General features: G+C 67.2%; 13 protein-coding genes. 3 read left to right on the top strand and 10 right to left on the bottom strand.

Annotated features, from left to right (window positions below):
• Positions 1-11 precede the first annotated feature (11 nt).
• From AC1DBN_RS12725 to AC1DBN_RS12710, 4 genes are all read right to left on the bottom strand, one after another.
• Positions 12-1,193, bottom strand: coding sequence for a zinc-dependent alcohol dehydrogenase (locus tag AC1DBN_RS12725; protein WP_477723352.1), 1,182 nt, complete (start codon positions 1,191-1,193; stop codon positions 12-14).
• A 129-nt stretch (positions 1,194-1,322) separates the two neighbouring features.
• Positions 1,323-2,039 carry an HAD family hydrolase gene (locus AC1DBN_RS12720; protein ID WP_477723351.1) on the bottom strand — a complete coding sequence of 239 codons (717 nt, stop codon included), beginning with the start codon at positions 2,037-2,039 and terminating at the stop codon, positions 1,323-1,325.
• Complete coding sequence (locus AC1DBN_RS12715) at positions 2,039-2,329, bottom strand: hypothetical protein (protein ID WP_477723350.1); 291 nt, start codon at positions 2,327-2,329, stop codon at positions 2,039-2,041. Before AC1DBN_RS12715 ends, AC1DBN_RS12720 begins: the two co-directional genes overlap by 1 nt.
• A gap of 118 nt (positions 2,330-2,447) precedes the next feature.
• The gene (locus AC1DBN_RS12710; protein WP_477723349.1) at positions 2,448-4,256 is read right to left on the bottom strand and encodes a glycoside hydrolase family 15 protein; all 1,809 of its coding nucleotides are present in this window, start codon (positions 4,254-4,256) and stop codon (positions 2,448-2,450) included.
• A 70-nt stretch (positions 4,257-4,326) separates the two neighbouring features.
• On the opposite strand from AC1DBN_RS12710, the gene AC1DBN_RS12705 reads away from it, so the two are divergent.
• Together AC1DBN_RS12705 and AC1DBN_RS12700 are read left to right on the top strand one after the other, a co-directional pair.
• Entirely contained in the window at positions 4,327-5,055 is a 729-nt protein-coding gene (locus AC1DBN_RS12705; RefSeq protein WP_477723348.1) for a DUF72 domain-containing protein, read from the top strand.
• Positions 5,056-5,124: 69 nt separating this feature from the next.
• The gene (locus tag AC1DBN_RS12700) at positions 5,125-6,243 is read left to right on the top strand and encodes an App1 family protein (RefSeq protein ID WP_091723069.1); all 1,119 of its coding nucleotides are present in this window, start codon (positions 5,125-5,127) and stop codon (positions 6,241-6,243) included.
• A 26-nt stretch (positions 6,244-6,269) separates the two neighbouring features.
• On the opposite strand, the gene AC1DBN_RS12695 is transcribed toward AC1DBN_RS12700, so the two are convergent.
• The 3 genes from AC1DBN_RS12695 to AC1DBN_RS12685 all read right to left on the bottom strand — a co-directional run bounded on the left by AC1DBN_RS12695 (position 6,270) and on the right by AC1DBN_RS12685 (position 8,700).
• A complete protein-coding gene (locus AC1DBN_RS12695; RefSeq protein ID WP_091723072.1) occupies positions 6,270-7,772 on the bottom strand; it encodes a glycoside hydrolase family 1 protein in 1,503 nt (500 codons plus the stop codon).
• Between the two features lie 109 nt (positions 7,773-7,881).
• Entirely contained in the window at positions 7,882-8,259 is a 378-nt protein-coding gene (locus AC1DBN_RS12690) for a hypothetical protein (protein WP_314215091.1), read from the bottom strand.
• Between the two features lie 66 nt (positions 8,260-8,325).
• Entirely contained in the window at positions 8,326-8,700 is a 375-nt protein-coding gene (locus AC1DBN_RS12685; protein WP_231994353.1) for a J domain-containing protein, read from the bottom strand.
• Between the two features lie 143 nt (positions 8,701-8,843).
• Between AC1DBN_RS12685 and AC1DBN_RS12680 the strand changes: the two genes are divergently transcribed.
• Positions 8,844-9,161 (top strand): MerR family transcriptional regulator, encoded by a 318-nt coding sequence (locus tag AC1DBN_RS12680; RefSeq protein WP_091723077.1) that lies wholly within the window; start codon positions 8,844-8,846, stop codon positions 9,159-9,161.
• 6 nt (positions 9,162-9,167) lie between these two features.
• On the opposite strand, the gene AC1DBN_RS12675 is transcribed toward AC1DBN_RS12680, so the two are convergent.
• From AC1DBN_RS12675 to AC1DBN_RS12665, 3 genes are all read right to left on the bottom strand, one after another.
• Positions 9,168-10,028, bottom strand: a complete 861-nt coding sequence (locus tag AC1DBN_RS12675; protein ID WP_314215088.1) for a phosphatase PAP2 family protein — start codon at positions 10,026-10,028, stop codon at positions 9,168-9,170.
• Between the two features lie 48 nt (positions 10,029-10,076).
• Positions 10,077-11,906: a S8 family serine peptidase gene (locus AC1DBN_RS12670; RefSeq protein ID WP_477723347.1), complete on the bottom strand. Its 1,830-nt coding sequence runs from the start codon at positions 11,904-11,906 to the stop codon at positions 10,077-10,079.
• Positions 11,907-12,079: 173 nt separating this feature from the next.
• Positions 12,080-12,973: an NAD-dependent epimerase/dehydratase family protein gene (locus tag AC1DBN_RS12665; protein WP_314215085.1), complete on the bottom strand. Its 894-nt coding sequence runs from the start codon at positions 12,971-12,973 to the stop codon at positions 12,080-12,082.
• Positions 12,974-12,986 lie beyond the last annotated feature (13 nt).

Below are 12,986 nucleotides of genomic sequence, written 5' to 3'. Positions count from 1 at the left end.
CGTGCTGCGGCTCAGGCGCCCGGGTTGAGGACAACCTTGATGCAGCCGTCTTCCTTCTTCTGGAACTTCTCGTAGAGTGCCGGTGCCCCGTCCAGGCCCGAGCGGTGGGTGACGAGGTCCATGACGCCCAGCGGATCGGCGTCGTCCTCCACCAGCGGGAGGATGTCATCCGTCCAGCGCCGCACGTTGCATTGGCCCATCCGCACCTGGATCTGCTTGTCGAACATGGTCAGCAGCGGCATGGGGCTGGCCTGGCCGCCGTAGACGCCGCTGAGGGACAGCGTTCCGCCGCGCCGGACGGCGTCGATAGCCGTGTGCAGTGCGGCGAGGCGGTCAACGCCGGCGGTCTCCATGGCCTTTTGCGCCAGCTTGTCCGGCAGCAGTCCCAGTGCCTGGTGCGCGAATCCGGCCACCGGGGAGCCATGGGCTTCCATCCCGACGGCGTCCACCACCGCGTCAGGACCCCTTCCGGCTGTCTTCTCCCGCAGTTCGTCACCGAGGGACTTGGTGTAGGCGAACGTGTCCACGCCGTGCCGGGCCGCCATGGCGCGGCGTTCCGGGACGGGGTCCACGCCCACCACGTTGAAGCCGCGCTGGACGCCGATGCGGGCGGCGAACTGTCCTACCGGCCCGAGCCCCAGCACCGCAAGGGTGCCGCCGGGCTGCACGTCCGCGTACTCCACCGCCTGCCATGCCGTGGGGAGGATGTCAGAGAGGAACAGGTACCGTTCGTCCGGCAGCTCGGTCCCCACCTTGACGGGTCCGTAATCGGCGTGCGGGACGCGGAGGTACTCGGCCTGGCCGCCCGGGACCGAGCCGTACAGTTCGGAGTAGCCGAAGAGGGCCGCTCCGGAGCCCTTTTCCTTGACCTGGGTGGTTTCGCACTGCGACTGCAGCCCCAGCTTGCACATGTAGCAGGAGCCGCAGGAGATGTTGAACGGGATCACCACGCGGTCACCCTTGCGCAGGTTGGTGACGGCGCTTCCCACTTCTTCCACGATGCCCATGGGTTCGTGGCCGATCACGTCGCCCTTGTGCATGTAGGGCCCCAGGACCTCGTACAAGTGCAGGTCGGACCCGCAGATCGCCGTGGAGGTGATGCGTACGATCGCATCGGTGGGCTCCTGGATCACGGGATCGGGTACTTCTTCGACGCTGACTGATCGTTTTCCTTGCCAGGTCAGTGCTTTCACGGTGTTCTCCTTTTCCTCGCAGTCCGGGCCGTGCGCCCATCATTCGACGCTATCGAATTTTCGGGCAAAAAGTAAGCATGCTGATGACCGAGGAGGACGCTGCAGGCGGCTCTTCCATGAAAACCCGGGCTAGCTGCCGCGGTTCAGCAGCTTCCCGATGGCGCTGCCGGCCAGGTTCCGCAACAGGTCGGCGGGGCTGTCGTAGACGTCCACGGCGCCGGCTTCCCGGAGCACATCGGCGCTGATTCCGCCGCAGGTGACACCCACCGCGGGGATGCCGAGAGCGGCCGCGGCCTTCATATCCCAGACCGCGTCTCCAACGAAGACAGCATCGGCAGGCTCTACGTTGATCGCTTCCAGGGCAGCAGCCAGGATGTCCGGGGCAGGCTTGCTTTCCTCGGCATCCTTGGAGCTGGTGGCGGCATCGATGAAGGCGTCGGCGTCAAGGATGCCCTTCATGACCTGCAGGTCTTTTTCCCGGGCCGATGAGGCCAGGGCGACGGCGAGGCCACCGGCATGGCACTGGGCCAGCAGGTCCTTCGAGCCGTCAAAAGCACGCAGCGAGGGCCAGTGGGCGCCATACAGTGCGCCATGGCTGTCCATGATGTCCGCATCGGCGCTGCGGTCCCGGTCCGCGGGCAGCAGGGTGTCAACCAGCCGGTCCCCGCCCATGCCCACGAGGTAGTGGATGGAGGCCATCGGAATGTCGTAGCCGAACTGGCGGAAGGCGCCCCACCAGGAAACGGTGTGAAGGTACGACGAATCGATCAGCGTTCCGTCGACGTCAAAGAGAACCCCCCGGCGGCGTGTTCCGTTAGACGCCGGCGGCGTGTCCTGCTGGCCCATCAGCCCACCGCGGCCCGCCTGGCCTCCGGGGCCTTCTTGTGCCGGGCAGCTTCTTCCTTGGGCGTTGCCACCGGCCGGACCCGTTCCCTGATCACCGTTCCGGCACCGTCCAGGCTTTTATCCCGAATGAGGCCTGTCCCTGCAATTTCACGGGCCATGGCCACTCCGGCCACCGCCGCCCGCTTCGTTGGGAAGGTCACCGAGATCGCCATCATGTGCCCCGCCCCGTCCATCATCCTGACCCTGTAGCCACCGTCAGGGGCATCAACGAGCTCAAAATACCCGGCCATGCGAATCACTCCTCCTCCGTCAGTCACGGCATTGTGCTTGTGGAGCACTCCATGAGGTGTTAGTAAGTCTACTTATCTATTCTGCGAAGGGAAAGTTCAGCCCCGTACCGGCACCGCCTCAGCGCCGCCCCGCCGACTCCGGCGGGATAGGGGTGTCACTCCGCCGAACGGTATCCTGATGCAGCTCCAAAGCGCTAGTCACAAGGGCAAAGTGGCTGAACGCCTGCGGGGTGTTGCCCAGCTGCCGGCCCGCGCGGACTGCCCATTCCTCGCTCAGGAGCCCCACGTCATTGCGCAGCTCCAGGAGCCGCTCGAACAGTTCGCGCGACTCCTCATGCCGGCCCGCGCCGAGCAGCGCCTCCACCAGCCAGAACGAGCACGCGAGGAAGACGCCCTCGCTCCCCGGCAGGCCGTCGTCGCTCTTTTCCGGACGGTAGCGCAGCACGAACCCGTCTTCGGTCAGCTCGCGCTGGATCGCCTCGATGGTCCCGATGACGCGGGGATCGTCCGGCGGCAGGAAGCCCACGCGCGGGATCAGCAGCAGGCTGGCATCAAGTTCCTGGCTGCCGTAGGACTGCACGAAGGTGTTGCGTTCGGCGTCGAATCCGTTGTCCATCACATCCCGGTGGATGGTGTCACGCAGCGCCTCCCACCGCTCCACCGGCCCCGGCAGCCCGGACTCCCTGACGCCCTTCACCATCCGGTCGGCGGCAACCCACGCCATGACCTTCGAGTGGGTGAAGTGACGGCGGGGGCCGCGCATTTCCCACAGCCCGTTGTCCGGCTGGTCCCAGATGGTTTCCAGGTGGGTCATCAGTGCGCACTGCAGGTCCCACGAATCGTCCGGATGCCTCAGCAGTGAATTGCGGGTGAGCGCCAGGCAGTCCAGCACCTCGCCCCACACGTCCAGCTGCAGCTGCTCGGCTGCCGCGTTGCCGATCCGCACGGGCGCCGAGTTTTCATATCCCCTGAGCCAGGGCAGCTCCAGCTCGGGCAGGCGCCGCTCGCCATGGATGCCGTACATGATCTGCAGGTCCGCGGGGTCCCCGGCCACCGCGCGCAGCAGCCATTCCCGCCAGGCCGCCGCTTCGGCGGTGTAGCCGGCGGCCAGGAGCGCCTGCAGCGTCATGGTGGCGTCCCGCAGCCAGCAGTACCGGTAATCCCAGTTGCGCGGACCCCCGGGCTGTTCGGGCAGGGAGGTGGTCACGGCAGCCACGATGCCGCCCGTTGGTGCGTAGGTGAGCGCCTTGAGGGTCACCAGCGAGCGCACCACCGCCTCCTGGTATTCGCCCTGCACCGTGCACTGCGTGGTCCAGCCGCGCCAGAAGGCGAAGGTGGTGTCCAGGACCTTTTCTGCGTCCACCGAGTGCGGACGACCCACGTGGCTGGGAGCCCACGTGAGGACGAACGGGATGCGTTCTCCGGCGCTGACGGTGAAGTCGCCCACGGTGTGCATGTTCTCGCCGTGCACCTCCGCCGGCGTCACGAAGTAGGCAGCGTCGGGCCCGGCGATGGCGTGCAGGCCGTGCTTGTCCCGGCGTACCCACGGAACGATGTGGCCGTAGTCGAACCGCAGGACCAGCTCGCAGTGCATTTTCACGGTGCCGCTGACGCCCTCGACGATCCGCACGATGTCCGCCACGGAGTCACGCGGCGGCATGAAGTCGATGACCCGCACCGTTCCGTCGGGGGTGTCCCATTCGGTTTCCAGGATCAGGCTGCCGTCCCGGTATCCGCGCCGGGTGCACGGCCCGCCGCTTTCGGGTGCCAGCAGCCAGCGGCCGGCATCGGGCGTGTCCAGCAATGCGGTGAAGCAGGCCGGAGAGTCGAACCTGGGCAGGCACAGCCAGTCGATGGAACCTTCTTTGCTGATCAGCGCCCCGGTCTGAAGGTCGCCGACTACCGCATAATCTTCGATTCGCGCCATGACCTTACCCTGCCACAAACGTGCTCCCCGATCCGGGTAAACCGCAGGGGACCCGGTGTAGCCTGCAGGGGTGGCAGTCCATATCGGCACCTCAGGCTGGAGCTATGACCACTGGGAGAACGTCCTGTACCCGCCCGGCCTGCCGGCGAAGGACCGGCTGGCCCATTATGTCTCGCAGTTCAGCACCGTGGAGTTGAACGCCAGCTTCTACCGCTGGCCCCGGGACACCACCTTTGCCGGCTGGAACCGCCGGCTGCCCCCGGGCTTCAGCATGTCCGTTAAGGCTCCGCGCGGCCTCACGCACGCGCGGAAGCTGTACCAGCCCGAAGTCTGGGTGGACCGGATTGCCCGCTGCTGGCACGAACTCGGGGACAAGCGGGCGGTACTCCTGGTCCAGCTTCCGCCGCAGCTGGAGCGGGACGACGCCCGGCTGGATTACTTCCTGGCCGCGCTGCCCGAATGGATCCGGGTCACCGTGGAATTCCGGCACCCCACCTGGGACTGCCCGGAAGTCCTGACCATCCTCGAGCGGCACGGCGCCGCCTACTGCATCATGAGCGGAGCCAATCTGCCGTGCCTGCTACAGACCACCGCCCCGTTCACCTACGTCCGGCTGCACGGGCCTGACCACCAGCACCTCTACGCCGGCTCCTATTCGGACGACGACCTCCACTGGTGGGCGGCGAGGATCCGCGGCTGGGCAGCCAACGGGCTGGACGTGTACGCCTATTTCAATAACGACGGCGGCGGGCACGCGGTGCGCAACGCCCGGACCCTGCGCGCCATCCTGGGCGCCTGACGTCATACTGTGCCGCCGGCTCCCACACACATCGCCACATGGGCCGCCGCCCTGTGGCAGAGTGGAACCATGGACCCGGCGCCGCAGAACCCGACCCAGCCCGCAACCCAGCCCGCTTCCGGGCAGCCTGGACAGATTCCGGAGAGCCGGCCCGAGCTTGGCGGGAACCAGGCCTTCCGCCTGGCCCACCGCATCTCCGACGGGTTCAACAGCTTCCGGATCCGGCTCGCAAGGCGCTGGGACTTCGTGCCCCGAACCATTGCCTACCAGGGCTACGGATCCACCAGCCGCATCCGGGTCCTTGGCCGCGTGCTGATGACGCAGAAGCCGCTTCCCGGAAGCCAGGCCGAGCAGGAGGCAAAGAACGCTACCCAGAACGTCCGCGGCTGGCGCGCCTTTACCGGCGTGCCACTGCAGTTCACCGACGTCGAGATCACCATCGGCGATGTTGTCACCCACGTACAGGCGGACCGGGGCGGCCTGGTGGACACCGAGGTGGACGTCCAGTTGTCGCCGGGCTGGCACACAGCGACACTGCAGGCTGAGGGCACCGAGCCGGCTGAAGCCCTGATCCACGTCATTGCCCCCGACGTGAAGTTCGGCATCGTGTCCGACATTGATGACACCGTGATGGTGACGGCACTGCCCCGTCCATTCCTGGCCCTGTGGAACACGTTCGTCCTCAGCGAGCGGGCGCGCATGGCAACGCCGGGGATGGCCGTGCTGCTGGACCGGCTGACCATCGAACACCCCGATGCCCCTGTCATTTACCTCTCCACCGGGCCGTGGAACGCTGCGCCCACCCTGGCCAGGTTCCTGGGCCGCAACATGTACCCATCCGGGCCGTTGCTGCTGACGGACTGGGGCCTGACGCAGGACCGCTGGTTCCGCAGCGGCCAGGACCACAAGCACCGCAACCTGGAACGGCTCAGCAAGGAGTTCCCGGACATGCGCTGGCTCCTCATCGGGGACAACGGCCAGCACGACGAAGCCATCTACTCCGGCTTCGCCTCCGAGAACCCGGACAAGGTGGCGGCCATCGCCATCCGCCAACTGTCCGTCAGCGAGTCGGTTTTTGCCGGCGGCCACTCAGAGGACGGGGACCACACCGCGTCCAAGGTGCCGTGGATCTACTCCCCCGATGGGGCCGGCATGGCCAAGCAACTGGGCATGCTGGACCTGCTCTAGGAAACACGCTCCGCCTGAACGTGGAACTAGGCGGCGTCCTCCGGGATGACTGCCTGGGCGATTGCCGCACTTGCAGCCTGGAACAGGTCCCGCTCTTCAATGAGTTCCTGCAGCCAGAAGTAGGACGCCTTGGGGGTGCGCTCAAGGGTCTCGAAGTCCACGTGCAACAGCCCGAACGGCTGGTTGAAGCCTGCTGACCACTCAAAATTGTCCAGCAGTGACCAGACGTAGTAGCCGCGCAGGTCAACGGACTCCGCTTCGCCCCCGGGAGCGGTGGCGCGCAGGGCCGTCTCAAGGTGGTCCGAAAGGTACTTCAGGCGCCGCTCGTCCGGAATGAACCGGGTATTGGTGGATTTGTCCCGGACGATGATGTCCTCGAAGCTTGCGCCGCCCTCGGTGAGGATGACGGGCGGGAGGTTGGGGTAGCGCTCAGCCATTTCCTTCAGCGCCACCCCGATGTACTCGGGCTTCACCGGCCAGCCGTAGGACGTGATGTCCGCTTCGGGCCAGGTTTCCACGTGGAAGGGCGTTCCGCCGCTGCCTGCCGCGCTCAGGTCGCTGCCCATAGCTTCGGCCATGCTGGCCGGGACTGCCCCGCCGCCGGGGCCCACGGCCACCTTGGTGGGCATGTAGTAGTTGAGCCCGTAGAAATCCAGCGGCTGGGAGATCAGCTGCATGTCCTCCTCGGGATGCTCAAAGGAGGAGAAGAACTTCGCGGCCCTGATGAGGTCCGGGTATTTTCCGGTGAGGACCGGATCCGCGTACAGCCGGTTCTGGGCGAGGTCCATGAGGCCGGCACTGATCCGGTCCAGCGGATTGATGGAGTTGGGGACCATGGGTGAGTAGACATTGGTCATCCCGATTTCGCCGGGGACCTTGGCGGCACGCAGCGCCTGCACGGCAAGTCCATGGCCCAGCAGCTGGTGGTGCACCGTGGGGAAGGCACCCAGCATCAGCTCCTTGCCCGGGGAGTGCAGGCCCAGCGTGTAGCCGTTGGTGGTAACGGTGGCCGGTTCGTTGATGGTGACCCAGCGGGCAACCCGGTCGCCGAACTTTTCCGCAAGGATGGCGGCATACTCCCCCAGCCGGTAGGCGGTGTCACGGTTCATCCAGCCGTCCGCCTCGTCCAGCGCGAGCGGCGTATCCCAGTGGTAGATGGTGGCCATTGGGGAGATTCCGTTGGCGAGGAGCTCGTCGAGGAGCCGGTCGTAGAACGCGAGGCCTGCACTGTTGGCGGGTCCGCGGCCGGTGGGCTGGATCCTCGGCCAGGCGAAGGAGAACCGGTACGAGTCCACTCCCAGCTGCTTCATGAGGGCAACGTCCTGCGGCATCCGGTGGTAGTGGTCCGTGGTTACCGCAGGGCTGTGGTCCTCCACGATCGCGCCTGGCTTGGCGGCGAAAACGTCCCAGCCTGCGGGACCGCGGCCGTCCTCGTCCAGGGCCCCCTCGATCTGGATGGCAGCGGTGGCGACGCCGAGCGTGAACCCCGGAGGAATGATTGCTGCGAGGTCCTTGGCGGAGATGTGCATCGGGCTGCCTTTGTGGTGATCGGCGGATAAGTACGTCTCAGGATGGCACAGCAAATGCCCTCTGACGAGGAACCGCTGCGGCGCCCGTCAGTGAGCCTGCTGCGGACGGCTACTGGGAGCCGAAGAGGAAATCCTTGGCGTGGGCCACGGCCTTCCGGAACGCATCATTGCGCAGGGTGACCAGGTGTTCGGGTTCGCCGTCGGCAGGTTCAAGGTAGGCGGTGTAACCCGGTCTCAGGACCCAGATGTCACCCCCAGGCGGCAGGTAGAAAACGCCGAAGGACCGCTGCTGCCTTTCATCCACGGTCCACACCGGCACCACAGCAAGGGCTGCGCCGGTTGACGGGTTGATCCACTGCGCCCGCGGCACCGGCTCCTCGTGGGCTTCAGGGTCCAGGAAGGGTGCCGTCCCTTTGCCCCACCGCCGTTCAAAGCGTTCATGGAACGCCGGGATCAGGTGTGAATCGTAACGCCGCCACTCGCTCATGCGGCTCTCTCCTTCCTCATTGTGTGATGTTGTGTGTGCGTTGGATGCTTCCCCGGCTGCCGGGAGTCAGGCCCATGGCCCGCTCTCCCAGCGCACGGGCGTGACGCGGATGATGTCTCCGGGGGCTCCGCCGTTGCCGGGTACCTTCCGGACAGCGGCGGGCCGGGTTGTGGACAGGGGCTGGCCTGTCGATATGGTCTTGCCCGTCGACAAAGCCCGTTGCCGGTCATAGGCCGCCCGCCGGGCCGGGTCGTTCAACACCCCGTAGGCGTCCATAATCCGCAGCAGCTCGTCGTGCGGCGTGCCCTGGGCGGGATCCGCCGGGCCGACGTCGGGATGGTGGGTGCGCATGAGGCCGCGGTAGGCCCGCGCAATGTCCAGACGGCCGGCGTCGGGCGGCACGTTCAGGATGGCGTAGTAGTCCGGAGGGCCGGCCATCATCGCCCACTCCTTGCAGCTTGTTGGTGCGGGACAGGTGTTTCGAGTCTTCTTCTTACGGCGCAAGTTCTATGGTGGCTGATATAGATTTTTTATAGCACCCGTGAAAAACTGAAGCAAGACCGCACCGAATACCTGGAGGACGCATGGCCGAACCGCAGGTCCCCCCTTCCGCGCGGCCCGGTTCCACTGCGGTTTACGCCATTTCGGTAGCGGCCCGGCTCACCGGCACGGGCCAGCAGAACATCCGCCTTTACGAGACCAAGGGCCTGTTGACGCCGGCCCGGACCTCCGGCGGGACGCGGCAGTACAGCGAGGATGACATCGCGGTGCTGCTGCGGATTGGCGAGCTGCTGGAACAGGGTCTGAACCTTGCCGGGGTAGCCATGGTGCTGGAACTCGAAGCCGCGAACCTGAAGCTGCACAGCGCCCTGAAGCGCGCCCGGCAGCGGCCGTCGGGCTGACCAGCCTCAGTCGCGCGGGGTTTCCGCCTTGGACAGCTCCCCCGTGACCCGTTCGCCCGGGACCCTCGCTGTCCGCCAGGTATCCAGCGCAATCACGCCGCCCAGGATCAGCAGCGAGAGCGAAAACGAGGCGAGGGTGTCGGTCAGCCAGTGGTAGCCCAGGTACAGCCTGCTCACCGACGCCAGCACGATGCCCACACCGGCACCGACGAACCCGAACACGGCAGCCCGGGTGTTCCTGCGGCGCGAAAAGATCAGGAAGGTGCCCACCAGCAGGAAGTCGCAGGCGCCCAGGACGTGGCCGGACGGGAAGGAAAAGGTGTGGTCGATTCCGAAGAGCATCGTGTCCTCCGGCGGGCGGGACCGCTGGACGATGTGCAGGATGATCTGCGAGATGATGACGCCGCTGAGCATTGCTGAAGCCAGAAGGATGGGGCGCCAGGCGTGCTTCGCCGCGAATCCCCACACCACGATGACCACCAGGACGATGATGGGCAGCGCGATGGGGCCGAAGACCACGGCCAGGAAGATCATGACGGCGGTGAGGGCGCCGGAGCGCTCCGTCAGCAGCCAGTCGCGGACCGGGCTGTCTGCCGCGGACAGGCCGTCCGCCTGCACCACGCTGACCAGGGTGGCGATGAACAGTGCCAGGCCAGCCACAGCCAGGATGACCGAGGCGCGGTAGAGGCCCCGCCGGTCCTCCGGTTCCACAAAGCGTTCCTCCACCACGAACTTGTCGTGGAAGGCCCGCCAGCGCCCGGGCTTCCTGCCGGCCGCCGTGCGGGACGTTCCGGAGCCTGCTGTTTCGTGCTGTGCCACCGTGGTGTCCGTCCTTGCCGCGTGGGTCAATGCCCAGTGAGTGTTCATCCAGCGCAGCTTCGATAAGAAGATTGCTTAGGGTGAAGATTATCGCTGCTAAAGGGATCCCGTGGTGAACTGCCAGCTCTTTCCGGCCAGCGGGTTCCCGGCAAGGTCGCGGATGGCCGTCCCGCCGGCAACGGTCACCGTGTATTTGGTCCGGGCGGCCAGCGGTTGCTGGGGGTCGAGGATCCACTGGTTGGTGGCGCCGTTCAGGGAAACCGTGGCGGCAACCAGGGCGCCGGTGGCCGCGTTCCGCACTGTGAAGGAGGATCCGCCCACGCCCTGCACAGCCTCGCTGAAGGTGGCGGTGATGTTGTTCGCCCGCCGGACCAGCAGGGCGTTGCTGCCAGGGGTAAAGGCCGTGACTACCGGGGCGGGTCCGGTGGTGAACCGCCAACTGGTGGTGCCCAGGGGCGTCCCGGCGGCATCACGGATGGCCGTGGTGCCCCCGGTGAGCGTGGCCGTGTAGGTACCGTCTGCCGGGAGGTTGCCGGACGGGTCGAGTGTGGCTGTCCGGGTGGCGGCGTTGTAGGTGACGGTGGCGGGAATGGTGCCGCCGGCGGAGTTCTTCACTGTGAACGTTGCAGCGCCAACGCCCTGGACGGCGGCGCTGAAGGTTGCAGTCACGTTGGTTCCCGCGGCAACGGCCGTGGAGTTCGCGGCCGGGGACGCTGACGTCACGGTGGGCGCAGGAACCGGGGCGGGTGCAGGAACCGGCGCGGGCGCAGGAGCAGGAGCCGTACCTGCCGCGAAGAGCAGGCGGTTGGGTGTTCCGCCGGACGCTCCGCCGATCACCCCGGTTGTTGTGGTGGAAACCAGGGCGGCCGCCACCTGGGCCGGGGTGAGTGAACGGTTCTGGGACAGCAGCAGCGCCGCAGCTCCGGCGACGTGCGGGGAGGCCATGGACGTTCCGGACATTGATGCCGTGGCGCTGGTGGAGGTGTAGTAAGCGGACGTGATGCCAACGCCCGGCGCGTAGAGGTCCACGCAGGGGCCGAAGTTGGAGAAGGCCGCCTGCCGGTCCGTGGAATCGCTGGCCGCTACGGTGATGGCCCCGGGCACCCGGGCCGGCGAACTGCCGCAAGCGTCCACGGCGGAATTGCCCGCGGCAACCACTGCCGCAACGCCGTCGTCCATCACTGCCTGGATGGCCGCGTCCACGGCCGTGCTGGCCGTGCCGCCCAGGCTGAGGTTGACCACTGCCGGGGCGCCGGCGGGGTGGTTGGCGGCCACCCAGTCGAGTCCTGCCACAACATCGGAGTTATGCCCGGAACCGCTGCAGTCCAGCACGCGCACGGGCACTACTGTGGCGGCTTTGGCCACGCCGTAGGTGGAGCCGGCGACGGTACCGGCAACGTGCGTGCCGTGGCCGTTGCAGTCCCCGGAGCCCAGGCCGTCATTCACAGCGGTCCAGCCGGCCGCCACCCGCCCGCCGAACTCGGCATGCTGGGCCAGGACCCCGGTGTCCACCACGTACGCCGTCACGCCGGAACCGGTGGCCGTCCAGGTGTAGGAGCCGGACAGCGGCAACGGCCGCTGGTCCACGCGGTCAAGCCCCCAGGGCGCAGGCTGCTGCGACCCCGCGAGCCTGACCGGCGCGTCCGGTTCCACAGAGGCGACGCGTGCGGACCGCGCCAGCGCCGCGGCCTGGGCCGGGTTGGCGGTAACGACGGCGGCCCGCACCGCGTGCGTGAAGGTGCGCCCGACGCCGATGCCCTGCTTCCGCAGGCCGGCCGCCTCTGTGTCGACGTCCGTGGCGGCCCGGTACTGGACGATGTAGCGTACGGCCGCGCCGGGATCCGTCGTGGGCGCGGCGCCCGCCGGCCCGGCCGTCACCAGGGCCGAGGCGGAAAGGACGGCAAGACCTGCGACGGCGGAGAGCACGGCTGCGGCGGAGGGCAGCGCAAAGAATGGGGTACGGATGGCTGGGTCCTTGGAATTTGGCTGATTGGCGGGCCGGGAAGCGCCGCCATTACCAAAAGGATAGGAGCCCGTTGCGACGCGCCGCGGCGTCCTTGCAGGATCCTGCGCGAACCCTTGGGGGTTCCTGCGGAGACTCAGTCCTCCTGGTCTCCGGCACCCCCATCGGCGCCCGCTGCGCCCGCGCCCTGGTGGTCGCGCCAGCTGTGCTCGGGCTCGAATCCGAGGAGCCGCCGGGCCTTGTCGATGGACAGCATGGTTTCGTGCTCGCCGAGATCCTTGGTGACCTTGACGGCGGGGAAGACCTCTGCGGCGAGGCTGGCGCTGGACCGGCTCATGACGGTGTCCGCGTTGGCCACGATGAACGCTTCGAACCCCGGCTTTCCGTTCTCGAGTGCCTTCACTACCGCCAGCGCGCCGTCGCGTCCGTCGATGTAGCCCCAGAGGTTCCACTTGCGCAGCATCGCGTCGGAGTCGAAGGACGGGAACCGCTCATAGTCTTCGATGTCCATGACGTTTGAGAACCGCAGTCCCACGATGCTGAGGTCCGGGTCCCAGCGGGTCATTTCCACGGCCATCTGCTCTTCCAGCTTCTTGACCAGGGAGTACGTGCTTTCGGGCCGGGCCGGGTACTCCTCGTCCACGGGAATGTAGGGCGGGTCGACGTCGAACGGCAGCCCAAGCACCGTCTCGCTGGAGGCGTACACCACCTTCTTGATCCCGGCGCGCCGCGCGGCCTGGAAGACGTTGTAGGTGGACAGCATGTTGTTCTCGAACGTGGCGGCGTCCGGAAGGATGCCCGGCGCCGGTATGGCACCAAGGTGCACCACGGCGTCGAACCCGTCGTGGCGGTCATCCACCCCTAACAGGGCGTCCAGCACCTGGCCATAGTTGCGCAGGTCCACCACCAGGAGCCCTGGGCTGCGCGCTCCCGCCCGGTCCAGGGTGAGGACCTGGTGGCCGTCATCCGTCAGGCGGCGGACCACATGCCGGCCAAGTTTTCCGTTTCCGCCGGTGACGGCAATCTTCATGGGGGTGTCCTTT

The organism is Pseudarthrobacter sp. 10T415, assembly GCF_056394175.1.
Note: the sequence above shows the minus strand (reverse complement) of the source record. Positions and strands in the feature narration are given on the sequence as shown.

Bases quoted from the DNA above. Each gene is read 5' to 3' on its own strand.
- AC1DBN_RS12720 (WP_477723351.1), bottom strand. From the start codon at position 2,039: ATGGGCCAGCAGGACACGCCGCCGGCGTCTAACGGAACACGCCGCCGG.
- AC1DBN_RS12715 (WP_477723350.1), bottom strand. From the start codon at position 2,329: ATGGCCGGGTATTTTGAGCTCGTTGATGCCCCTGACGGTGGCTACAGG.
- AC1DBN_RS12710 (WP_477723349.1), bottom strand. From the start codon at position 4,256: ATGGCGCGAATCGAAGATTATGCGGTAGTCGGCGACCTTCAGACCGGG.
- AC1DBN_RS12700 (WP_091723069.1), top strand. From the start codon at position 5,125: ATGGACCCGGCGCCGCAGAACCCGACCCAGCCCGCAACCCAGCCCGCT.
- AC1DBN_RS12695 (WP_091723072.1), bottom strand. From the start codon at position 7,772: ATGCACATCTCCGCCAAGGACCTCGCAGCAATCATTCCTCCGGGGTTC.
- AC1DBN_RS12690 (WP_314215091.1), bottom strand. From the start codon at position 8,259: ATGAGCGAGTGGCGGCGTTACGATTCACACCTGATCCCGGCGTTCCAT.
- AC1DBN_RS12685 (WP_231994353.1), bottom strand. From the start codon at position 8,700: ATGATGGCCGGCCCTCCGGACTACTACGCCATCCTGAACGTGCCGCCC.
- AC1DBN_RS12680 (WP_091723077.1), top strand. From the start codon at position 8,844: ATGGCCGAACCGCAGGTCCCCCCTTCCGCGCGGCCCGGTTCCACTGCG.
- AC1DBN_RS12675 (WP_314215088.1), bottom strand. From the start codon at position 10,028: ATGAACACTCACTGGGCATTGACCCACGCGGCAAGGACGGACACCACG.
- AC1DBN_RS12665 (WP_314215085.1), bottom strand. From the start codon at position 12,973: ATGAAGATTGCCGTCACCGGCGGAAACGGAAAACTTGGCCGGCATGTG.